A 22,843-nucleotide genomic window follows, 5' to 3' on the forward strand; every position below is an offset into this window, starting at 1 on the left:
CCACCACCGACCGCAACACCTACAAAACCACCCACACCATCCACATCCTCGACAGTTGACAACCACCCCACAGCCCTAACTAAGCGGCATTGGGGCATACCCACCAAACGGCGGTGAAATGCCGGTGACACGTGGGTGGGGGAATCTGGGGGTATGGAGGATCCGGCGGGGTTTCGGGCGGTGGACACTGCACCTGGGGACTACTTCGTGCGGTTTCTGGACGCCCGGAAGGGGGTGCCTGCGGAGCAGGTGGTCAAGGGGGTGATCACTGAGCTCCTGGATGCTCGAGCGGGGATGGCGGTGCTGGATGTGGGGTCGGGGACTGGGGACGACCTGCTGGGCATTGCTGGTGTGGTGGGGATCGGTGGCCGGGCCGTTGGGGTGGATGTCAGTACGGCGATGGTGGCCGAGGCGAGGCGGCGTACGGCGAAGGGGGTGCCGGCCGAGTTTGTCGTGGGGGACGCGACGCGGCTGGACTTCGCCGACGCCTGCTTCGACCGGGTGCGGGCGGAGCGCGTGCTGATGGCGCTGGCCGATCCGGAGGCCGCCGTACGGGAGATGGCCCGGGTGGTGCGGCCTGGTGGGGTGGTTGTGCTGTCCGAGGTGGATGCGGCGACGGTCTTCGTGAACAGCTCGGACCGCGAGTTGGTCCAGGCGGTCGAGCGGGGATTCGCCGACGATCTGCCGACACCGGACGCGGGGCGGCGGTTGCAGCGGATGTTGCTGGCGGCGGGATTGACCGACGTACGGCTGGAGACGACCGTGCTGCAGAACACCGTTGCGTTCCTGCGATTCCTGTTCGGGAACCGGGTGAGCGCGTTGGCCGGCGAGGCGCGTGCGGCTGCGTTCTGGGAAGAGTTGGAGCAGGGCGAACGCGAGGGCTGGCTCTGCTCCGGTGGGGTGTGCTTTACCGCGGCCGGCTACCGGACCACGGTGTAGTCGGACTGGACGAATCCCGCCTTCAATGTCCGGGTCGCGTTGTGGACCAACGTCACATCGTTGTCCAGGGCACCGAACAGCGGCAGGCCGGATCCGATCAGGACCGGTGCGGTGGTGATGGTCAGCTCGTTGAGTAGACCGGCCCGCAGGAAGGTCTGGATGACCGCACCGCCGTCGGCGTAGATCCGCTGGGCGCCGCGATCCGCGAGCGTCTCGACCAGGCCGTCGACCGTGCGGTGCACGATGACCCGCTCGTCGGCGTCGGGATCGAGCGTCGTACTGAGCACCTCGACGTGTTTGCCCTCGTACGGCCAGAAGCCGAAGGTGAGCACCTTCTCGAAGGTGTTGCGGCCCATCACGACAGTGTCGATCGAGGCCATGAACTCGTCGTACCCGGTGTCACCTGCCTGCTCTCCGCGCTCGGTCAACCAGTCGATCGATCCGTCCGGTCGTGCGATGTACCCGTCGAGGCTGGTGGCGATGAAGACCGCCGCATGGAAAGTCACACAGACAGTTTTGCAGGTGTCCGGAACCGGCCAAGTCGAATCGCTTCGACCTCTTGTTCCGGTACCGCTTTCCCGGCATGCTGTCCGGCGACAAGGCAAGCGCTTTCCAGAATGCTTCCCGGAGGAGGGTCGATGAAGCGTCGGGACAACCTGACGGCCTACCTGTTCCTGTCGCCGTGGTTGCTCGGACTCTTCCTGATCACCATCGGGCCGATGATCGCCTCGCTCTACCTGGCGTTCACCGACTACAACCTGATCCAGGCGCCGGAGTGGATCGGTTTCGAGAACTTCACCCGGATGCTGTCCGACGAGCGGCTGCACAACTCGTTGCGGGTGACGTTCACCTATGTGTTCGTCTCGGTCCCGCTGCAACTCGCGATCGCCCTGCTGCTGGCCGTCGTACTGGATCGCGGCGTCCGCGGAATGGCCTTCTACCGCTCGGTCTTCTACCTGCCGTCGCTGCTCGGCTCGAGTGTCGCGATCGCGATCCTGTGGCGGCAGGTGTTCGGTACCGAGGGCCTGCTCAACCAGGTGCTCGCCCTGATCGGGGTCGAAGGCAAGGGCTGGATCTCCGATCCCAGTACGGCGCTGGGCACGCTCGTGGTGCTCAACGTGTGGACGTTCGGTTCGCCGATGGTGATCTTCCTGGCCGGCCTTCGGCAGATCCCGTCGATGTACTACGAGGCGGCCGCCGTCGACGGGGCCAGTGCGCTGCGAAGGTTCTTCTCGATCACGCTGCCACTGCTGACGCCGATCATCTTCTTCAACCTGGTGCTGCAGATCATCCACGCGTTCCAGTCGTTCACGCAGGCGTTCGTCGTCTCCGGCGGCAGCGGCGGACCGTCGGACTCGACGATGTTCTTCACGCTCTACCTGTACGACCGCGGCTTCGGGAACTTCGACATGGGCTACGCCTCGGCGATGGCCTGGTTCCTGCTGGTGGTCATCGCGATCTTCACCGGGGTCAACTTCCTCGTCTCCAAGTACTGGGTGTTCTATGAGAACTGACCTCCGCCCCCGCACGCTGCTGATCCACCTGGCGCTGATCGCCACCGCGCTGGTGATGCTGTACCCGCTGATCTGGATGATCGTGAGTTCGTTGCGTCCGGGCAACGAGATCTTCCGCGATCCCGGTCTGCTGGTGAAGGACCTGCGGATCGAGAACTACCGGGCCGGCTGGAACGCGCTGACCGAGCCGTTCACCCGCTACCTGCTGAACTCCGCGGTCGTCGTACTGGGCTCGATCCTCGGCAACCTGGTCTCGTGCTCGATGGCGGCGTACGCCTTTGCCCGCTTGGAGTTCGCCGGCAAGAAGATCTGGTTCGCGATCATGCTGCTCAGCATCATGTTGCCGATCCACGTGGTGATCGTGCCGCAGTACATCCTGTTCTCGCACGCCGGCTGGATCAACACGTTCCTGCCGCTGATCGTGCCGAAGCTGCTGGCCACCGACGCGTTCTTCGTCTTCCTGATGGTGCAGTTCATCCGCGGCATCCCGCGCGAGCTCGACGAGGCCGCCACGATCGACGGCTGCGGCCGGGCCGGGATCTTCCTGCGGGTGATCCTGCCGCTGATGGTGCCGGCGCTGGCGACCACGACGATCTTCACGTTCATCTGGACCTGGAACGACTTCTTCGGCCAGCTGATCTACCTGACCGACCCGCACATGTACACCGTGCCGGTCGCCCTGCGGTCGTTCGTCGACGCGACCTCGAGCTCGTCCTGGGGCTCGATGTTCGCGATGTCGGTCGTCTCGCTGGTCCCGGTCTTCCTCGCCTTCCTGCTCGGCCAGCGCTTCCTGGTCAAGGGCATCGCCACCACCGGCATCAAGTAAATCGCCACCACCGGTATCAAGTAAGGAGCCTGCCATGACACGTCTCAAGGCACTGGCCGCCGTCGCGCTCGTCTCCGCCCTGCTCGTCGTGAGCGCGTGCGGTGGGGACTCCGGCGGACCGGCCGCGAAGAACGGCGAGGTGACACTGCGCTTCTCCTGGTGGGGCAGTGACACCCGCACCAAACTCACCCAGTCGGTGATCGACGCGTTCCAGAAGGAACACCCGAACATCAAGATCAAGGGCGAGTACGGCGAATGGGCCGGGTACTGGGACAAGCTCGCCACCACGGTCGCCGCGAACGATGCCCCGGACGTCATCCAGATGGACGAGAAGTACCTGCGCGAGTACGCCGATCGCGGCGCGCTGCTCGATCTGAAGAAGGCCGGTGACCTGAAGACCGACAAGTTCGCGCCGGACACTCTCGGGGCCGGCGAGTTCGACGGCGGGCTGTACGGACTCAACGCTGGGATCAACTCGTTCGCCGTACTCGCGAACCCGGCTGTGTTCAAGGCTGCCGGAGTCGCGCTGCCGAACGACACGACCTGGACCTGGGACGAGTTCAACCGGATCGCTGCCGAGGCGACGACCAAGCTCAGCGGCAAGGGCTGGGGGACCGGTGTCATCGGGTCCAACGAGGCCGGACTGAACCTGTGGGCCCGCCAGAACGGTGAGTCGCTGTGGACGCCCGACGGCAAGGTCGGTGTCTCGGCCGGGCAGACCACCAAGTTCTTCGAGTACGTCGTGAAATTGCGCGACAGTAAGGCGATTCCGCCCGCGGAGTCGGTCGCGCAGGACATGACCGCATCCCTCGACCAGACCGCCCTGGCCACCGGGAAGGTCGCGATGGCCTTCGGCTGGAGCAACCAACTGAACGCCTTCAGCAAGGCCTCCGGCCAGGAGCTGAAACTGCTCCGGATCCCGAGCTCGACCGGACAGTCGGCGAAGAACGGTTCCTACTACAAGGGTTCGATGTTCTGGTCGGTCTCGTCGCGTTCGAAGAACCGGGAGGCGGCCGCGCAGTTCGTCGACTTCCTGGCCAACAACGCGGTGGCCGGCAACATCCTGCTGGCCGAGCGCGGCGTACCGCCGAACACCGAGATCCGCGCTGCCGTCACCCCGAAGCTGCAGCCGGCCGACGCGGCCTCGGCGAAGTTCATCGAGGACATCGGCAAGGAGCTCGGCGAGCCGTCACCGGCACCGCCGGTCGGAGGTGGTCAGGTGGAGAAGATCATCCAGCGCTACACCACCGAGGTGCTGTTCGGACGACTCGCTCCGGACAAGGCAGCACAGCAGTTCCTCGACGAGGTGAACGGAGAGCTCAAGTAGTGACCACCCGCATCGCCGTGGCCGGTGTACACGGCCACGGCGCAACGCACGTCCGCAACGCCGGCTTGTACGGCGACCTGGTGGCGATCGCGGATCCGCGGCCGCCGGACGATGTCGACGTACCGGTGTATCCGTCGCTCGACGAGTTGCTGGCGGCAACCGAAGTCGATGTCGTGATCATCAGCACGCCGATCCAGACGCACGTGCCGCTGGCCGAGCTGGCGATGCGATCGGGTGCCGACGTGCTGCTGGAGAAGCCGCCGACCGCGTCGCTGGCCGAGTTCGAATACCTGTCGAAGGTGATCGAGGAGACCGGTCGCGTGTGCCAGGTCGGCTTCCAGGCGCAGGCATCGGCGGCGACTCTGCAGCTCGCGCACTTGATGGCCGACGGCGGGCTCGGCGGGATCCGCGGGATCAGTGCCACCGGCAAGTGGTTGCGGAAGGCCGGCTACTTCGACCGCGCGCCATGGGCCGGCCGACGGACGCTGAACGGCATCGCGGTGGTCGACGGTGCAGTGACGAATCCCTTGGCCCACTCGACCGCTGCGGCCTTGCTGCTCGACGGTTCGACCGGCGTGGACGACATTCGTTCGGTTGAGACCGACCTGTACCGGGCCAACGACATCGAGTCCGATGACACCTCCACGGTTCGCATCACCACCACCCGCGGTACGTCGATTTTGATCGCGGTGACATTGTGCGCGGCCGAGCACGTCGACCCCGCGGTGATAGTCCACGGCTCTCGAGGTCGCGCCGTACTGCACTACACGACGGACACTCTCGAACTGCCCGATGGCGTGCAGACTCTCGGGCGGGCCGACCTGCTGCAGAATCTGATCGAGCATCGCGCGGACCCCGCCGTACCTCTCTACTGTTCGTTCGCGGCGACCGGTGGTTTCACGCGCGTGGTCGAAGCGATCCGGTTGGCCGACGAGCCGGCTGTCATCCCGGATGCCAACGTCGTCTGGGAAGGCGAAGGCGCCGAGCGGCATCCGATTGTCCGCGATGTCGAGCAGTGGATCGACCGGGCCTCCGACGAATTGGCACTCTTCAAAGAACTCGGGGTGCCCTGGGTCGTCTGAGTACTGGGACGAGTTGTTCCGTACACCAGGTTCGTGCCAGGATGCGGGTTTTCCTGCGCATGCCCTGAGGGGTTCGCGGGGACGGTACGAGACGTTTCCGGATTCGCCTCCCCTTCCGGGGCCGGGAACCGGTAGCCTCGTGCCGCCGTACCAGTCAGCCCCGCCGTCCGCGACGGAACTGCCGGAGTGCCCAAACCGGTCAGGAGACCACGTCTTGCAGGAGAACACCAGCAACACCAGTACTGGCGAACTGGCGAACGTACCCCTCACCGGGGCGGACAAGGTCGCCTACGCCTTCTACGCCACGGCGGCCGCGGCCGCCCTCGTCGGCCAGGTGTGGGCGGGTGTCACGCACATCCCGTGGCCCGACGCCGGCTTCTCGACGTTCCTCAAGATCGTCCTCGTCACTCCGGCGGTGGCGGTCCTCGAGCTCGGTGGTGTCGCCACCGCCGCGCTGGCCGACCTGCGCCGCCGCAAGGGTGAGACGGCCTACGCGTACCGCGCGATGTCGTTGTTCGCGGCCGTGATCGCGGTCGTCTTCAACGTGGTCGGGCACTGGCGGCCGGAGGAGCGCTTCCTGGCCTTCGGCTTCGGCGGCCTGTCCGCGTTCGCCTATGTGCTGTGGCTGATCCACAGCTCGGCCCGCCGCCGCGATGCCCTGCGTCGCGCCGGGCAGATGATGACGACCTCTCCCGTGTACGGCGTGGTGCAGTGGGCGCGCGAGCCCAAGGTGACGTGGCAGGCGCGGTCGCTGGCGATCGAGCACGGCTACAGCCTCTACGAGAGCCTGCACGCGGCCCGGCACCAGATCCGCAACAAGACCCGCCGCGACGCGATCGCGAGCACGGTCGCGGAGTACATCCGCTCCGAGCACCAGGACGAGCGCCTCGCGAAGATCGCCGAGACGACGTACGACCCGGACCGCTTGGCCGGCATGCTCGAGGACCGGATCAACTACGAGGTCATCACCAACAAGCTCACCAAGGCGATCTCGCCGCCTCCGGAGCCGGAGGAGACTCCTGACCCCGACCTGCGCGCAGCCGTCTGGGTCGTCGAGGGAGAGGCCCCGCGGGCACGCCAGCTCCGCGCCGCCGACACCGGCGTCTCACTGCGCGACGAGGGCGCCTGGGGTGAGGCGATGACCGGCGAGCTGATGGCCGTCGACTACCTGCCCTACGACCGCAGCACCGACGAGTCGGTCGCCGAAGCAGTCGTGGTCGAGGACGGTGAGCACGTCGTCAAGAACGGCGCGAAGGTCAACGGCAAGCTCAAGCCGACCGCCCCGAAGGAAAAGGTCGAGCCGGTCGTGCAGAAGCCGGCCGCGCCGTCCCCCTTCGCCGGCCCCACCGACTCCGAGCCGCCGGCCCTCATCACCACCGCCCCCGAGTCCAAGCCCAAGCCGAAGCCGGCGGACGATTCCCCCAAGGGTGACGACGAGCCGGAGCCGACCGCCCTCGAGAAGCTGCGTGCCCGCGCCTGGGCCCTGCTGGCCGACTGGCCCGAGGACCGCGAGCGCACCGCACAGGCACTCGCCGCCGCCATCGCCTCCAGCGAGCCGATGGCCGCCCGCTTCATCCAGCAGTACGACGTCGAACACGGCCTGGCCACCACCTCGCCGAACTGAGCATCGGCGGGAGGTGTTCGCGCCCTCCCGCCACTCGCTATCGTGACTCTTCCATCGGTTGTGCTGGAGGGGGCTGCATGACGGAACTGAAGCTGTTCATCGCCGAACCGGGGATCGACGATGAACTGCTGGAGGATCGTACTCAGTTGGTCCGGCGCGAGTTGCTGGACACCGATATCGGTGACGTGCGCCTGGACAGGTCTGGTCAGGTGCCGGTGGGCGGCAAGGGCGATCCGGTGACGGTCGGCACGCTGATCATTAGTCTGGCCGGTACGGGCGCGGCGACGGCCTTCGTGTCCGGTTCCCTGCGAGTACTGCGCGCGTTCGTCGAGCGCCGCGCCGGACGCGTCGTGATCATCGAGCGCGGCGGTGAGCGAGTGGAGCTGAAGGGCGGTTCGGCCAAGGAGGACGAGCGGCTGGTTCGGCAGCTGTTCCCCGAACTGCCGGCCGAAGGTGACGATGGCCGGCATCCGTGACGCGCTGCTGATCGCGACCGGCACCTACCAGAACGACGTACTCACCGGACTTCGGTCGCCCGCCGCCGATGCGGATCGGCTGGGCGCGGTCCTGGAGGATCCGGAGATCGGCTGGTTCCAGGTCCAGAAGGTGCTCGACGCATCGGCCGGTCAGATCCTGCGGGCGATCGAGCGCTTCTTCCTGCACAGGAGTCTCGACGACCTACTGGTCCTGCACCTGTCCTGCCACGGCATCAAGGACGATCGCGGCAACCTGTACTTCGCTGCCACGGACACTGACCCGACCCTGCTCGCCTCCACCGCGGTCCCCGCGACGTTCCTCAAGGAACAGATGGATCGGTGCCTGGCGCGGTCGATCGTGGTGATGCTCGACTGTTGCTACAGCGGTGCCATGCTGCCTGGGGCCAAGGGTTCGATCGGGGTCGACTCCGATGACCAGATGCAGGGCAGCGGCCGCGCGATCATGACCGCATCGAAGCGGACCGAGTATGCGTGGGAGAGCAACGGTGTGGTCGAGCTGGCCCCGGAACCGTCGCTGTTCACCGAGGCGATCATCCACGGTCTGGCGACCGGTGAGGCCGACCGGGATCACGACGGACAGATCGGTGTCGACGAGCTCTACGGCCACGTGTTCGAACGCCTGCGCAGGTCGGGCGCCAAACAGACGCCAGGCCTCTTCGCGAAGCTCGAGTACCGGGTGCTCCTGGCGAGCAGCAAACGGATCCGGATGCCGGAGCCTGCGGTCAGCACGCCGGACGAAACCCCGATCTGGCCGCAGCGGAGAGCGCGGCGTGGCCAGGACATGCTGCTGCGATTCGACGTACCGATCCGTGAGTTGGTGCTCGGCAGTCAGCGGCGGTTGACGGTCGAAGGCCCGGTGACCTGCAAGACCTGCAAAGGCGTCGGCACCTCGCTCAGGTCGGTCGTGACCAGGTGTGGCAAGTGCTCGGGCTATGGGGACCTCCCCGAGCAGCGCACCAATGAGTTGATGGAGGAGTTCTTCGGCCCGAAGGATGCATCGGCGCCGGCGGCCCGCGGATGTCCGGACTGCGCCGGGTTCGGCACCCAGATCGAGAACCCCTGTGCCGAATGCGACGGCGACGGCCGGGTCGCGACGACCCGCACCCTGACGGTCAGCGTGCCGAAGGGCCTGTACGAGGGGGCCCGGATCCGGCTGTCCGGGCAGGGCGAGGTCGGACCGGGTGGTGGCCCGGCCGGCGACCTCTTCCTGGAAGTTGCCGAAGGCAAGGATCCGGTCTTCGGCCGGGACGGCGACGACCTGACCTGCACGGTCCAGGTTCCGGCCGCGGTGGCGGCGCAGGGCGGCATCATCGACGTCACCACCTTCGAAGGCGTCAAACGCGTCCGGGTCCCGGCCGGAACCGCCACCGGCCAACGCCTCCGCGTGCCCTCACTGGGAATCCCGCACCTCCGCGCCGAAGGCCGCGGCGACCTCATCGTCACGATCGAGGTCACCCACCGCAGCCTCTGACGCATCGCTGAAGGTACGGCGGTACGCGGTTGGGGTGATGGCGAAGGTCTTGGTGAAGTGCTGGCGGAGCAGGTCGGCGGTGCCGAAGCCGGTTGCGGTGGCGATCTGGTCGACCGTGAGGTTCGTGGTCTCGAGCAGCTCTTGAGTTCGTGCCAGGCGCTGGCGGATCAGCCAGCGTAGTGGGGTCGTGCCGGTCTGCGCGCGGAACTGCCGGCTCAGCGTTCGCGGACTCATGGAGGCGTACGTCGCGATTGTGCCGAGCGTCAGTGGTTCGGCGAGGTGGTCGCGGATCCAGTGCAGGACCGGTTCCAGCGAATGGTTGCCGTGGACAACGGGTTTGGTGACGAACTGGGCTTGGCTGCCGGCGCGGTGTGGTGCCATCACCAGCTGCCGGGCAACGGTCGCCGCGACGGCGGCGCCGTGGTCGCGGCGTACTAGGTGTAGGCACAGGTCCAGGCCAGCGGTCACTCCGGCCGAGGTCAGGACGTCGCCGTCGTCCACGTAGAGCGCATCGGGGACCACCTCGACTGCCGGGTAGCGCCGGGCCAGCTCGGCCGCGTGGGCCCAGTGCGTGGTCGCCCGGCGGCCGTCGAGCAGGCCGGCCTCGGCGAGTACGAATGCCCCGGTGCAGATCGAGGCCACTCGGACGCCGCGTCGATGGGCCTCGCGGACGACCTCGACGGCCTCGGGTTCGGCCTCGAAGGCGGCCGGGACGATCAGCGTGTGGGCCTGTTTCGCCGCTCGCAGCGGGTACGGCGGGTCAGCCCGAAAGATCGCCCGGCGATGCGCCGCAATCGTCGTACTGGGGGAGCCGCAGACACGGACGTCGTACAGGTCGGCGCCGGTGCGTGGATCGGCGGCGGTCGCGAACACCTGGCAGGCGCCGGCCAGCTCCACGCCGATACTGCCGTCGAGGACAAGCACGGCCACGGTCCGCATGGCGCGAATCTACTGGATCATGTCTTTCTCGCCACTCTCCAGCAGACGTCGTACGGCGGCAGGGTGGGTGGATGCGAATCGATGTGCTGATGTACGACGGGGTGGCCGAGGTGGACGCGTTGGCGGTGTACGCCGTGTTCGCCCATGCGAAGAGGCGGGGGCTCGACGTGGATGCGCGCCTCGTCACGGCCGACGGTGTGACCACGGTGAAAGGCTGCTACGGAACGACGTTCGGCGAACTGGAGCTGTGGTCGCCGGAGACCGCTCGCGTGCTCGCGGTGTCGGGCGGGTGGATCGAGGAAGAGATCGAGCGCGGGGTCATTCCGCAGCAGTTGGCCGACGCCAAGCGCGTCGGTGGTGCCGGACTGATCCTGGCCGGGATTGACTCCGGCTCAATCCTGTTGGGCGCGGCCGGACTGATCGGCGGACGTCCGGCGACGACGCATCGCCCGGGCTACGACCTGCTGAAGCCATGGGCCGAGGTCATCGACGCCCGGATCGTCGACGACGGCGATCTGGTGACGTGTGGCAGCGGTTGGTTCGCGGGGGTGGACCTCGCCTGCTGGCTGCTCGAGCGCGAGTTGGGCGCCGCGGCCGAGGTGGTCGCTATGGAGCAGTGGATCGGCCGCGACCGCCAGGGGACGGTCTGGCGGCGCTAGAGCTTGGTGCCTGGGGTGGCGATGCCGTGGAGGAGGGTTTCGACGAGTTGGGTGGCCGCGGCGTCGGTGTCGATGGGGTCGTCGGGGTGGGCGGCAGCGTCTTGGCAGACCTCATGGATGAGGGCGTAGTAGACGCGGCGGGCCCAGAGCGGGGTGACGCCGGGGCGGAGGACGCCGGTGTCAGCGAGGCGGGCGAAGAGCTGATCGCAGCGCTCGACGATGCCGGCCTGGATCCGGGTGGCTTCGTTGCCGGGGGCAAGCGTCGCATTGGTGGCGAACCCCCAGGAGAGCTTGACGGCCAGCACGTTCGCGGTCGCCTGGTAGAGGGCGATCAGTGGCGGCGTGGTCTCCGGGCGGGCGGCGTCGACCGCGTCGGTCAGCTGCTGGGCGGCCCAGGTGGCGAGGGCGGCGATCAGGGCCTCGCGGGTGGCGAACCGCCGGTGCACGGTCGTACGCGCGACGCCGGCGGCGGCCGCGATCTCCTCCATGGTGGCGTTCGGTTTGCGGTTCAGGGTGCGCTCGGCCGCTTCCAGGATGGTCAGCACCGTGCGGGCGCTGTCCGCGCGCAACCTGGTCTCGCTCATGTCCTCCAGACTACCCCGAGGATGCGATTCGGCGACTACTTGCATCATCTGTGATGCAAGTAGTACCTTCGATGGGTCAGCGAAGATGCGACTTAAGGACATCTCATGGATCTGCAGTTGAAGGACAAGACGGCACTCGTCACCGGCGCCAGTCGCGGGATCGGCCTGGCTGTGGTCGAGCAGCTCACCGCGGAAGGGGTTCGCGTGGTCGCGGTCGCCCGGACCAGTACGCCGGAACTGCGCGCGACCGGGGCGTTCGTCGTACAGGCTGATCTCGCCGCAGCGGGCGGTCCCGAGCAGGCGGTTGCGGCAGCGCTCGCCGAGGTCGGCGAGTTGGACCTGCTGGTGAACAACGTCGGCGGTGGCGAGGGTGAGCTCGGGGCCGGCTTCCTCGACTACGACGATGCCACCTGGCAGACGATCTTCGAGCTGAACTACTTCGCCACCGTCCGGGTGACCCGGGCCGCGATCCCGAGTCTGGTCCGGCAGGGTGGCGCGATCGTCAACGTCTCGTCCGTCGGGGCGAAGGTGCCGTCCGGTGGTCCCGTGCCGTACACGACCGCCAAGGCGGCGCTGACCGCGTTCGGGAAGGCGCTGGCCGAGGAGTTCGGCCCGCAAGGGGTCCGGATCAACACGGTCTCACCGGCGGCCGTGCGGACGGCGCTGTGGACGTCGCCCGAGGGGTACGGCGGTCAGTTGGCCGGCCATCTCGGGATCTCGCAGGAGGAGTTGCTGGCGGGGTTGCCGCAGCAGGGCGGGATGATCACCGGCCGGTTGATCGAGCCGAGTGAAGTGGCGGTTCTCGTGGTGCAGCTGTGCTCGCCGTTGACCGCGAGCATTACCGGCGCCGACTACCTCATCGACGCCGGTAGCTCTAAGACTGCCTGAGAACTTACTTGGTGCCGAAGGTGTAGACGGTCGTCGACTTGTAGGTCTGGCCGGGGCGCAGGACCGTCGACGGGAAGTTCGGCTGGTTGGGCGAGTCCGGGAAGTGCTGGGTCTCGAGGCAGAAGGCGTCGCCTTGGCGATAGGCCTTGTTGCCGATCCCGAGGAAGGTGCCGTCGAGGAAGTTGCCGCTGTAGAACTGGACTCCGGGCTCGTCGGTGCGCACGGTGACCGTGCGGCCGTGCTCGGGGTCCCAGGCGCGGGCCGCGAGGCGCAGGCCGTCCGGATCGGTCTTGGTGCTGAGGACGAAGTTGTGGTCGTAGCCGCGGCCGACGACGAGTTGCGGGTGGTCACCGCGCAGGCGGGCGCCGATCGGGGTCGGCTTGGTGAAGTCGAACGGGGTCCCGGCGACGGGGGCGATCTCGCCGGTCGGGATCAGGCCGGCGTCGACCGGCGTGTACTTCGGCGCGTTCAGCTGCAACACCTGGTCGTCGATCGGGCCGCTGCCCTCACCGGCCAGATTGAGGTAGACGTGGTTGGTCAGGTTGACGATCGTCGGCTTGCCCTTGACCGTCGCGTGGTAGTCGATCCGCAGGTTGTCCTCGCGGTCGAGGGTGTACGTGACGGTCGTGGTCAGCTCACCAGGGAAGCCCATCTCGCCGTCCGGGCTGACGTAGGTGAACGCAACACCGACCGCCTTGGACGTCTGCACGGTCTTGGCCGACCAGACCTTCTTGTCGAAGCCGAGCGGGCCGCCGTGCAGCGCGTTCTCGCCGTTGTTGACCGGGATCTGGTACGACGTACCGTCGATCGAGAACTTGCCTTTCGCGATCCGGTTGCCGTAGCGGCCGATGGTGGCGCCGAAGTACGGACTGAGCGCGGCGTAGTCGGGCAGGTTGTCGAAGCCGAGGCTGATGTTCGCCACCCGGCCGCGCCGGTCCGGCGTCTCGACCCGCTGGATGGTGGCACCCCAGGTCAGCATCGAGATGGTGACCCGGCCGTTGCCGAAGGTGTAGACATCCACCTTCTTCCCGTCCGGCGTGGTGCCGAACGGGTCCTTGCGGATCTCCAGCTTGCCGTGGTGTGCACCCATGCTGCTCAACCTATCCGGCGCACCTGAGGCGGCCTCCGCAGTACTGGTCAGGGCCCCTGCGGCGGCAGCGCCCAGGCCCAGGGCGCCGGCCGTCCGGAGTACCTGACGGCGAGGCAGGTGATCGGGCATCGCATTCCCCTCACTGAGTCGTCTGGGCGGCGGGAGCGCTTCCACGCCGCCTCGCGCACTGTAAGCACTCCGGCACAGTGTTTGGAATAGTTCGGAACGGTGTGAATTCGTCCAACCTCTCCAACGATGGGAAATTCTCCGCCGGGCGCTGACCGGATCGGTCCGCTGTGCGCCGCGATCGGGCCTACTCGGCGCGGTGACGATCCGCTCATGCTGGTGTCATGAGCCGAACCGCACTCCTCGTCGTCGACGTCCAGGAATCCTTCCGGGTCCGCCCAAGCTGGCAGGTCGTCAACCACCCCGACATCGCCGACCGCGTCGGCCGACTCGTCACCGCTGCCCGCGCCGCCGGCGACCTGGTCGTCTGGGTCCTGCACACCGAACCAGGCACCGGTACGGCGTTCGATCCGGCCTCCGGCCATGTCCGCCTGATCGAGGGTCTCGAACCGGTCGAGGGTGAGCCGGTGATCACCAAGACCGCGCACAACGCCTTCACCACCACGAATCTGCAGCAGATCTTCACCCAGCACGGTGTGACCTCGGTGGTCGTCAGCGGCATCCGCACCGAGCAGTGCTGCGAGACCACCGCCCGCGTCGCCTCCGACCTCGGGTACGACGTCGTGTTCGTCACCGAGGCCACTGCGACGATGCCGCTGCCGCACTGGACGCTACCGGCGGATGCGTCGGTGGAGGAGATTCTCGCCGATCCTCGGACCCTGTCGGCCGAGGCCGTCACCGAACGTACCGAATACGCCCTCGCGGGACGGTTCGCCACCATCCGGACGATCGACGACCTGGCCGCCGTACCCGTGTCATCCTGACCGAATGGGGAGTATCCGGGTCGTCTTCGTCCTGGTGCCGAAGCTGCACCTGTTGGACCTGGCCGGGCCCGCGCAGGCCTTCTCGACCGCCGAAACCCTCGGCTATGGCTACGAACTGACCTATGTAGCCGAGGCCGACGAGGTGATGACCGCGCAAGGCGTGCCCCTGAAGACCCAGCCCGAGTGGCCGGAACTCGGCCCGGACGACCTGGTCGTCGTACCGGGCTGGCGGTCGCCGCGACTCCTCCCGGTGCCACCGATCGGCGCCTCGTTCCAGCAACGCCTTCGCGATCACCACGCGGCCGGGGGATCCGTGGCGAGCGTCTGCTCCGGCGCCGACGCACTCGGCGCCGCCGGGTTGCTAGACGGCCGCCGCTACACCACCCACCACGACCTGACCGACATGATGGCCGCCCGCTACCCCCGGGCGACCATCGTGCGCGACGTCCTGTACGTCGTCGACGACCGCGTCATCACCTCCGCCGGAATCGCCAGCGGCATCGACCTAGCCCTACACCTGATCGCCGGCGCCCACGGCGCCGAGGCAGCAGCCCGAGTCGCGCGCGAAATGGTCGTCTACGCCCGCCGCAACGGCGACGAACTACAAGAAAGCGTGATGCTCCGCCACCGCGGTCACCTAAGCGATCTCGCCCACCGAGTCCAAGACGTCATCGACGCCCGCTACGCCGAACGCCTACCGCTCGCCGACCTAGCCGACCAGGTCTCGGTCAGCGAACGCACCCTCACCCGCATGTTCACCACCGCCACCGGCCTAACCCCCCTCCGCTACCAACAACTCCTCCGCCTAGAACGAGCCGAACACCTAATAGGCCACGGCAGCACCATCGAGTCCGCAGCCCGAGCAGTAGGCTTCGAAGACGCCCGAATGCTCCGCCGCCTCCGCTCCCGCACATAAACACACCGCCCCGCGGCGGCTGCGCACTAAAGGACCCCGCTCCGCGGCGGCTCCACCTTGGCGCCTCCGGCGCGCTCGCAACAATCCACCCCCGAGCAAACGCCGCGGCAACCGCCCGCCGGGGGTTGGCGGATCGCGGTCAACGCGTCCCCGCTCCCACAACGTCCGAACAACCCGCAGGCGTGGTCTCCGGATCGCCGGACGTTGATAACCGCTCCCGGTTAGCGTCCGAAGAACCCGCAGGCGTGGTCTCCGCATCGTCGGACGTTAGACCGCGGAGGTCGCGTTCGTCGGCAACTTTGGGGTATACGCGAAAAAAGTACCGCCCAACGCATCGCCGCCCTGCCCACACGACGAGGCCCGGCGCGATCTGGTGAGGCGCGAGGTGGTTTGGCGCGGTGCGGTTTGGTGAGGCCCGGCGCGGTTTGGCCCGGCGCGGGTGGTGAGGCGCGGGTGGTGAGGCGCGGCGCGGTTGATGAGGTGCGGGGTGGTGAGGTGCGGGGTGGTTTGTGAGGCCCGGCGCGGTTTGGCGCGGCGCGGGTGGTGAGGTGCGGCGCGGTTTGGTGAGGTGCGGGGTGGTGAGGCGCGGCGCGGTTTGGTGAGGTGCGGGGTGGTGAGGCGCGGCGCGGTTGATGAGGCGCGTGGTGGTGCGGCGCGGTTTGGTGAAGTGCGGGGTGGTGAGGCGCGGCGCGGTTGATGAGGCGCGTGGTGGTGCGGCGCGGTTTGGAGAGGTCCGGGGTGGTGAGGTGGGGCGCGGCGCGGCGCGGCGCGGTTGGCGAGGCGGGGCCGGGGCGGTTTGGCGCGGCGCGGTTTGGTGAGGTGCGGGGTGGGTCAGCTGCCAGCAGGCCTCTCTCCCCGCACGGCAACCACAGCCCGGCAACCACAGCCCGGCAACCTCAGGCGGCGTGGAGCCGCGGTCGCCGGGCCTCGCCATCCGCCTCAGCCACCGCGGCGCCCGGCCACGCTTTCTTTTTGGTCGGCCGGAGGCGGCGATCAGCCAGAGCGGACGTCCCCGGCCGAGTCCTTTCGGGCCTGTGCCCCGACTCGACCGCCAAAGGCGGCCGACAAAGCAAGAGGGTGCGCCGCGCGGGTGGCTGGGCTGGTTGGCGAGGTCGGCTACCGCGGCTGCGCGTTGTCTGGGGCTGACGGGCTGTGGCTGAGGTGCGTGATGCTCGAGGTCTTGCGTTAGTCGGAGGATTTTCGGGTCCAGGCGCCGATTTCGTTCCGATCAACGCGCCAGATATCCCCGGGGGCACGAGATCGCGGGTCGGCGGTCACCTTGAGCGCCCGTCGACCACCATCCGATCGCGCAGATGGTTGATTGGTGCCCGACGTCGTACTGGGGCCGGGCGGGACGGGGTCCCGCCCGGCGGGTGGTTAGTGGTTGTAGGCGGTGGTTAGTTTGGTGACGGCGGTGGATAGGTGGCCGGTTAGGGCTTCGTGTTCGGCGTCTGCGGTTAGTTTGGAGGTGGGCTCGGTGAGGTTTTGGCCGAGCTTGGTTTGGGTGATCCAGCGGGCGGCGGATACTACGGCGTCGCCCTCGGCGAAGGTGTCTGCCTTGGTGCGGTCCAGGTATTTGGCGGACTGTTCTAGGGCGGCCAGGGCGATGGTTGCCTGGGGCCCGGACCAGTCCTTCACCTGTAGGGCGATGGATGCTGCTACGCCGGCCGCTAGTGCGTACGGATCGTGCTTGCGGAGCAAGGTGTTGCGGGCTTCGGTTAGCTTTTGGCGGGCGGCGGCTTGGGTGGTTAGGCCCCAGCCGTAGGGGTATTGCGGGTCGTAGGTTGCGTCGCCGACGTTCAGGGGTTGCTGGGCTTCGGTTCGTGGCCAGCTGACCGGGAGGCGGCCAGTGAACGGCTTCTTGCCGAAGAGGACGTCGGCTACACCGGCACCCTCGGTGCCTGGCAACCACGAGGCCACTAGGGCGTTGATCTTGCCTAGCTGATCGGAGACGACCTGCGGCCGGCCGGAGATGGTGAGTACGACGCACTTCATTGCGGCGCAGACCTTGTCCACGGTGGCCTTGTCGGCGTCTGACAGCGACTGGTCGTGACCGTTGCCTACGTCGCCGACGCCTTCGGCGTACGGGCGTTCGCCGACGACGACCACGCCGACGTCATGACCGGTCAGAGGTGCCGAAGCGTCGGTGCTGAAGGTTGCCGACGGCACCACTTCCTTGATTCCGGCGAGGATCGTCGTACCGGTGGTGGTCGCGCCGGACTTGCCCTGCCAGGTGATGCTCCAGCCGCCGAGCTGGTTGCCCAGGTCATCGGCGTTGCTACCGGCAACGTAGACCTTCGAGGTCGGTGCCAGCGGCAACAGATTGCCCTCGTTCTTCAGCAATACCTGGGACTTCGCCGCAGCCTCGCGACCGACTGCCCGGTGCGCGGCCGAACCGACCGACGAGAGCAGCGACGAATCCGAGTACGGCTTCTCGAACAAACCGAGCTTGAACTTCTCACCGAGGATCCGGCGCACCGCGTCGTCGACCCGGCTCAGCGGCACCCGTCCGGCGCCGACCTCGGCGGTCAGGCCTGACGTGAACTCCTGGTACCGCGCCGGCACCATGATCATGTCCAGACCAGCATTGATCGAAGTCCGGATGTCACTCACGTAGTCGCCCGGCAGTTGGTCGATCGCCGCCCAGTCGCTGATCACGAAGCCCTTGAAGCCCATTCGGTCCTTCAGAACACCGTTGATCAGCTCGTCGTTCCCGTGCATCTTCACCGCCGGCCCGCCGTCGATCGAGACACTCGAGAACGACGGCATCACCGTGCCGACACCGAGGTCGACCGCCTTCTTGAACGGTGCCAGGTGCAACCGCTCCAGGTCTGCACGGCTCACCTGCGTGATGCCCTGGTCGATCTTGTAACCACCGGTCGTCGACGACCCGTACGTCGTACCGCCATCGCCGGCGTAGTGCTTCGCCGACGCGAGCACCCGGTCCTTGTTCTTCAACTGACTGCCGTCAGCCTTACCCTGCATGCCGGTGAGTACCGTGGACATCGCATCCACGAGCGCCGGGTCCTCGCCGTACCCCTCGTAGGCACGCCCCCAGCGGTCGTCGCGGACCACGCACAAACACGGCGCGAAGTCCCACGGGATACCCGTTGCGCGAACCTCGGTCGCCGTCACCTCACCGGTACGGCGAGCCAGGTCCGGATCACGAGTCGCGCCGAGACCGATGTTGTGCGGCAGGATCGTCGCGCCGACCACGTTGTTGTGTCCGTGGACCGCGTCGACCCCGTAGATCAGCGGGATCTGCAACCGGGTCGCCTGCGCGCTCCGCTGGAACGTGTCGACCATCGCCGCCCAAGAAGCCGCAGTATTCGGCGACGGCACCGAGCCGCCACCGGACAGCAACGAACCGAGCGCGTACGTCGCGATGTCGCCGCGGGACTTGAGTGCGTTCCGCTCGGCCTGGGTCATCTGGCCGACCTTCTCGGCGAGCGTCATCCGCGACAGCAAGTCGTCGACCCGCTTCTTCACCGACAGCTTCGGGTTCAGGTACGGCAGGTCGTGTGCGTCGATCACCACGACCGGTTGAGTCGCGGGCGGCTTGGCGCCGGTGACGGTCAGTTCCAGCGGAATCGTCTCGGCGACTTCCGCGCTGCCGTCCTTCCGGGTCGCCACAGTCACGGTCTGCGTCGAACCGGACGCCGTACCAACCGGGAAGGTGAGCGTGCCGGAAACCGGTGTGTAGTCGTCAACACTGGCGGTCCCACTGCCAGCCGTGTAGGCGACGGTGACCGGGTCCTCCAGCGGCGTGCCGCCGGTCGTCGTGACCGCGACCTTCACCTGGGCGCTGCCGCCCTCCTTGACGGGGTAGACCTCGGCGTCCGTGCTGATGCTCGCCTTGAGGGCCGGGTCGGCCTTGCCGTAGGTCTCGATCTGGTCGATCTGGAACTGCCCGGGCGCACCACCCGGCATGGTGAACGCGTAGCCCCACATCTGGGTGAGACCCAGGATGTGGTCGATACCACCAACCGGTTGGTAGTCACCGCGGTAGACGAACTCGCTGAACGGGATCTCGACCTGATGCCAGCCCTGCCAGTCGTCGGTGAAGCTGGTGTTCCACAGCTCCGAGGCCTCGGCGTTCGCGCCGCCGTCCTTGATTTCGAAGAAGATCCGCTTCCCGGTACCGGGCTCGGTCTGCGCAGGGTTCTGGCCGTACCACCAGAACCGGATGCCCTTGAAGGCCGACCAGTTCCCGGGGTTCTGGTCGAACGTGATGTCGTGGCTGAAGCCACCCCACCCGCTGATGTTGTACGTACCGTGCAGGACTGAGCCGCCTGCCGGGGCGTCGGCGCGGGTCTGGAGCTCCATCGTCGGCGGGTCGTCGGCGTCACTGCCCCAGCCGAAGATGCCGGGGTTCGGCGGTGACGCGAACGGCTCGGCCCCCTCGAAGGCGGCCAGCGTGAGCGGCGTCGGATCGGCGGCGACGGCGGGACCGGCCACGAGCGTGCCGGCCAGCAGCGCGACCGCTGCGACCACCGCCGTGCGCGGTCTGGCCGGGCGTCTGGATGGGCGTGCAACTGGCCACCTGGGCATGGGCGACTCCTGAGCTCAGCGCGGGCGCGCGCCCGCGTCGCGCCCGACTCTGGGTGCTGCGGCCGCCCAGATCAAGGGGTCGGCGGTTCCGGAACTAGAGCGCTCTCATAGATCACGTTTCGACGTCCGTGTAAAGGCAGGCCGGGTTTCTTGTGCTCTCCGGAAGCGGCTTTTAAGCTCCCATATGGAGATGCATTTTCGATATTTCGAAGCTTAAGACCTTCCATCGCCCACAGGAGCGTCCGATGCCGAACCTGCCCCGTCGCCAGTTCCTCGCGTTGTCCGGTGGTGCCGCGCTCGCCGGGCTGGTCGCCGGCCCCGCGACCCCGGCCGCGGCGCGGACGACCGCCGTACCGCCGCCGACCATCCCCGCGCTGCAGTCGTGGACCGCAGGCAGCGGCCAGTACGTCGTTCCTTCCAGTATTCGGATCATCGTTCGGGGTGCCGACGCCGCCGCGTTGCGTCCGGCCGCTGAGACGCTCGCGGCCGCGCTGGCGAAGGCTTTGAACAGGTCTGCACAGGTTCAGATTCAGGACACGCCTGCGCCGGAAGCCGGTGACATCGTGCTGAGCCTGGCCGCCGCGGTCGTGAACAGCGAGGGGTACGAGATCAAGGTCGGCGCCGCGCTCGAGATCAGCGGCCAGCGCGCCGGGGTGTTCCATGGGGTGCAGACCGTCGTGCAGTGGCTGAAGCAGGCGACGACTGTGCCCGGTGGCGTGGCCCGGGACTGGCCGAAGTACCCGGAGCGCGGCTTCCTGGTGGCCAACGCGGCCCGGTTCTACACCACCGCCTGGTGGAAGGGGCAGCTCGACGAGATGGCCTACCTGAAGCTGAACATGCTGTGGGTGAACATCGGCTACGACACCGCGCCGCTGGCCCAGGCGAAGGAGATCGAGGCGTACGCCGCGAAGTACAACATCGGCCTGGTCCCGCTCACCGGCATGCCCGGGCACATGAACAAGCTGCTCGCGGACCGGCCGGACCTGGCCCTGCCGAACTGGGGTTCGCATCTGGATCTCAGCAAGGACGCCGCCTACGACTTCTGCCGGGACGAGGTGCTCGCGCCGAACCTGCGGGAGTTCAGTACGCCGTACTGGCATCTCGGCGCGGATGAGTACATCACGGACTTCAGCCAGAACGCGCTGGTCCGGTACGACCTGTGGCCGCAGCTGCACGCCAAAGCCAGGCAGCGGTTCGGCGACAACGCGCAGCCGGTCGACGTGTTCACCGGGTTCCTGAACGACATGAACCAGACGGTGCGGGCGACCAACAAGCAGGCGCGGATCTGGAACGACGGATTGCTGAACAACATCACGGTCCCGCTGGACAAGAACATCATCATCGAGCACTGGGTGAACTGGGCCGGCCGGAAGACCTCGGAACAGTTGCTGAACGAGGGCTACCAGGTCCACAACTCCAACGGCGACTACCTGTACTACGACCCGGCGACCACCGAGAACCCGCGGCGGGTGCCGGATCCGAAGCGGCTCTACAACGAGTTCCACCCCGGCCGGTTCACCGACAGGACGGTCAGCCCGGACACGCTAGGTCTGCGTGGCGCCAAGCTGCACCTGTGGACGATGCCGTTCAGTGAGCACGAGGAGCTGCAGTCCTACCTGCTCACCGAGCCGTTCCGCTCGCTCTCGCAAGTGCTGTGGGCTTCGCCAAGGCCGTTCACGACCTATGACGGCGGCTTCGGAGATCTCATCCGCACGGTCGGACGACCGCCGCTATTCCCGGTCGGCCGGTTCACGACCGCTCCGTTGCCTGGCGCAACCAGCGTCTGGCCGCAACGCAAGTTGCAGGTCACCTTCTACGACGACATCGTGCCGAGCTCGGTCCAGGTCCGCGAGGGCGGAAGCGAAACCGGTACGCCGGGACAGACGTCGTACGACGCGGTGTCGCGGACGGCGACTTTCACCCCGAGCGCGGCGCTGCCGTACAGCAAGAAGCTGTCGATGAGTTTCGTCGCCCGAACCACAGCTGGGCAACAGATCTTCGGTGAATGGCCGCTCACGGTCGCGAAGCCGCCGAGCATCGCCTATCCGCGGTCGCTGTTCAACGACGAGGACGGTCCGGCGGTCGAGTGGTACTCCGACAACCGCGAGACCGAGGTTGGGGTACGGTTCCGCGTCGATCGGCCGGGCGTCGTACTGGGCGTGAAGTTCTACAAGGCACCACGAGATGTCGCCGTACACACGGGGAGTCTGTGGTCGCCGTCAGGACAGAAGTTGGCCACGGCAACGTTCACCAACGAGACCTCCGGTGGTTGGCAGGAGGTGCGGTTCGCCGAGCCGGTCCGAATCGATGCTGGCGGCAACTACATGGTCTCGTACCATTCGCCGGCCGGGTCGTTCGGTTACAACCACTACTTCTTCGATGGGCGCAGCCAGGACAACGGCGTACTGCACGCACCTGCCGGGAACGGCTTCTTCTCGCACGGGCCGACTTGGTATCCGACCGAGACCTACCGGAACACGAACTACTGGGCCGACGTGATCTTCCAGCCCGATACGTACACGCTGTGGAACGTCGGCGATGCGCCGGTCTTCGGCACGACCGAGCCGACCTCGCTGGAGCTCGGTCTGCGGTTCAGCAGCGCGAACGGCGGCAAGGTGCACGGCGTGCGGTTCTTCAAGGGCACGCACAACACCGGCACGCACGTCGGCTCGCTGTGGACCGCAGCCGGTCAGAAGCTCACCAGTGCGACCTTCACCAACGAGAGCGCCGGAGGCTGGCAGGAGGTCCGGTTCGCGCAACCGGTCGCCATCGATGCCAGTGCCGATTACGTCGTCTCGTACAGCTCGGCGGGCGGCTTCAGCGCCACCGACCAGGGCCTCGCGACCGCCCGGACGAACGGTGTGCTCTTCACGCGCACCAACCCGGCGGCCGGGATCTACGCCCTGTCGGCCGGCACCTTCCCGACGCTCTCGTACCAAGCGCGCAACTACTTCGTCGACCCGGTCTTCTCCGAAGGATAAGGATC

General features: G+C 67.4%; 18 protein-coding genes. 13 read left to right on the forward strand and 5 right to left on the reverse strand.

The genetic code is table 11. The features are described 5' to 3' along the window. Nucleotides 1–180: 180 nt before the first annotated feature. Complete coding sequence (locus ACFTSF_RS12755) at nt 181–939, forward strand: methyltransferase domain-containing protein (RefSeq protein WP_380153990.1); 759 nt, start codon at nt 181–183, stop codon at nt 937–939. On the opposite strand, the gene ACFTSF_RS12760 is transcribed toward ACFTSF_RS12755, so the two are convergent. Then, on the reverse strand, nt 921–1,445 hold the full coding sequence (locus ACFTSF_RS12760) for a dihydrofolate reductase family protein (RefSeq protein ID WP_344164797.1): 525 nt from the start codon (nt 1,443–1,445) through the stop codon (nt 921–923). The two genes, ACFTSF_RS12755 and ACFTSF_RS12760, sit on opposite strands and share 19 nt — an antisense overlap. A gap of 111 nt (nt 1,446–1,556) precedes the next feature. Here ACFTSF_RS12760 and ACFTSF_RS12765 point away from each other — a divergent pair, with 111 nt between their 5' ends. The 7 genes from ACFTSF_RS12765 to ACFTSF_RS12795 all read left to right on the forward strand — a co-directional run bounded on the left by ACFTSF_RS12765 (nt 1,557) and on the right by ACFTSF_RS12795 (nt 9,280). Beyond that, nucleotides 1,557–2,453 (forward strand): carbohydrate ABC transporter permease, encoded by an 897-nt coding sequence (locus tag ACFTSF_RS12765; RefSeq protein WP_380153991.1) that lies wholly within the window; start codon nt 1,557–1,559, stop codon nt 2,451–2,453. Beyond that, the gene (locus ACFTSF_RS12770; protein WP_380153992.1) at nt 2,443–3,279 is read left to right on the forward strand and encodes a carbohydrate ABC transporter permease; all 837 of its coding nucleotides are present in this window, start codon (nt 2,443–2,445) and stop codon (nt 3,277–3,279) included. The genes ACFTSF_RS12765 and ACFTSF_RS12770 overlap by 11 nt, the downstream gene beginning before the upstream one ends. 34 nt (nt 3,280–3,313) lie before the next feature. After that, complete coding sequence (locus ACFTSF_RS12775) at nt 3,314–4,606, forward strand: ABC transporter substrate-binding protein (RefSeq protein ID WP_380153993.1); 1,293 nt, start codon at nt 3,314–3,316, stop codon at nt 4,604–4,606. Beyond that, entirely contained in the window at nt 4,606–5,688 is a 1,083-nt protein-coding gene (locus tag ACFTSF_RS12780) for a Gfo/Idh/MocA family protein (RefSeq protein WP_380153994.1), read from the forward strand. Before ACFTSF_RS12775 ends, ACFTSF_RS12780 begins: the two co-directional genes overlap by 1 nt. A gap of 214 nt (nt 5,689–5,902) precedes the next feature. Further along, complete coding sequence (locus ACFTSF_RS12785) at nt 5,903–7,312, forward strand: hypothetical protein (RefSeq protein ID WP_344164783.1); 1,410 nt, start codon at nt 5,903–5,905, stop codon at nt 7,310–7,312. A 77-nt stretch (nt 7,313–7,389) separates the two neighbouring features. After that, the gene (locus ACFTSF_RS12790; RefSeq protein WP_380153995.1) at nt 7,390–7,788 is read left to right on the forward strand and encodes a hypothetical protein; all 399 of its coding nucleotides are present in this window, start codon (nt 7,390–7,392) and stop codon (nt 7,786–7,788) included. Next, on the forward strand, nt 7,772–9,280 hold the full coding sequence (locus tag ACFTSF_RS12795; protein ID WP_380153996.1) for a DnaJ C-terminal domain-containing protein: 1,509 nt from the start codon (nt 7,772–7,774) through the stop codon (nt 9,278–9,280). The genes ACFTSF_RS12790 and ACFTSF_RS12795 overlap by 17 nt, the downstream gene beginning before the upstream one ends. Here the strand turns inward: ACFTSF_RS12795 and ACFTSF_RS12800 are convergent. After that, nucleotides 9,200–10,219 (reverse strand): GlxA family transcriptional regulator, encoded by a 1,020-nt coding sequence (locus tag ACFTSF_RS12800; protein WP_380153997.1) that lies wholly within the window; start codon nt 10,217–10,219, stop codon nt 9,200–9,202. The genes ACFTSF_RS12795 and ACFTSF_RS12800 overlap by 81 nt on opposite strands. Before the next feature lie 71 nt (nt 10,220–10,290). Here ACFTSF_RS12800 and ACFTSF_RS12805 point away from each other — a divergent pair, with 71 nt between their 5' ends. Next, nucleotides 10,291–10,878 carry a DJ-1/PfpI family protein gene (locus ACFTSF_RS12805; protein ID WP_380153998.1) on the forward strand — a complete coding sequence of 196 codons (588 nt, stop codon included), beginning with the start codon at nt 10,291–10,293 and terminating at the stop codon, nt 10,876–10,878. Here the strand turns inward: ACFTSF_RS12805 and ACFTSF_RS12810 are convergent. Further along, entirely contained in the window at nt 10,875–11,462 is a 588-nt protein-coding gene (locus ACFTSF_RS12810) for a TetR/AcrR family transcriptional regulator (RefSeq protein ID WP_380153999.1), read from the reverse strand. The genes ACFTSF_RS12805 and ACFTSF_RS12810 overlap by 4 nt on opposite strands. Nucleotides 11,463–11,567: 105 nt before the next feature. Here ACFTSF_RS12810 and ACFTSF_RS12815 point away from each other — a divergent pair, with 105 nt between their 5' ends. Beyond that, on the forward strand, nt 11,568–12,350 hold the full coding sequence (locus ACFTSF_RS12815) for an SDR family NAD(P)-dependent oxidoreductase (protein WP_344164766.1): 783 nt from the start codon (nt 11,568–11,570) through the stop codon (nt 12,348–12,350). A gap of 4 nt (nt 12,351–12,354) precedes the next feature. Here ACFTSF_RS12815 and ACFTSF_RS12820 read toward each other — a convergent pair whose 3' ends face one another. Continuing rightward, nucleotides 12,355–13,569, reverse strand: coding sequence for an aldose epimerase family protein (locus ACFTSF_RS12820; protein ID WP_380154000.1), 1,215 nt, complete (start codon nt 13,567–13,569; stop codon nt 12,355–12,357). A gap of 221 nt (nt 13,570–13,790) precedes the next feature. Between ACFTSF_RS12820 and ACFTSF_RS12825 the strand changes: the two genes are divergently transcribed. Together ACFTSF_RS12825 and ACFTSF_RS12830 are read left to right on the forward strand one after the other, a co-directional pair. Then, complete coding sequence (locus ACFTSF_RS12825; protein ID WP_380154001.1) at nt 13,791–14,390, forward strand: isochorismatase family protein; 600 nt, start codon at nt 13,791–13,793, stop codon at nt 14,388–14,390. A 4-nt stretch (nt 14,391–14,394) separates the two neighbouring features. After that, nucleotides 14,395–15,306 (forward strand): DJ-1/PfpI family protein, encoded by a 912-nt coding sequence (locus tag ACFTSF_RS12830; protein ID WP_344164757.1) that lies wholly within the window; start codon nt 14,395–14,397, stop codon nt 15,304–15,306. Between the two features lie 1,377 nt (nt 15,307–16,683). On the opposite strand, the gene ACFTSF_RS12835 is transcribed toward ACFTSF_RS12830, so the two are convergent. Further along, entirely contained in the window at nt 16,684–19,857 is a 3,174-nt protein-coding gene (locus tag ACFTSF_RS12835; RefSeq protein ID WP_380154002.1) for a glycoside hydrolase family 3 N-terminal domain-containing protein, read from the reverse strand. Nucleotides 19,858–20,102: 245 nt separating this feature from the next. On the opposite strand from ACFTSF_RS12835, the gene ACFTSF_RS12840 reads away from it, so the two are divergent. Beyond that, the gene (locus ACFTSF_RS12840; protein ID WP_380154003.1) at nt 20,103–22,838 is read left to right on the forward strand and encodes a DUF4082 domain-containing protein; all 2,736 of its coding nucleotides are present in this window, start codon (nt 20,103–20,105) and stop codon (nt 22,836–22,838) included. Nucleotides 22,839–22,843 lie beyond the last annotated feature (5 nt).

The organism is Kribbella sp. NPDC056951, from assembly GCF_042674205.1.
Taxonomy (GTDB): Bacteria; Actinomycetota; Actinomycetes; order Propionibacteriales; family Kribbellaceae; genus Kribbella; species Kribbella yunnanensis.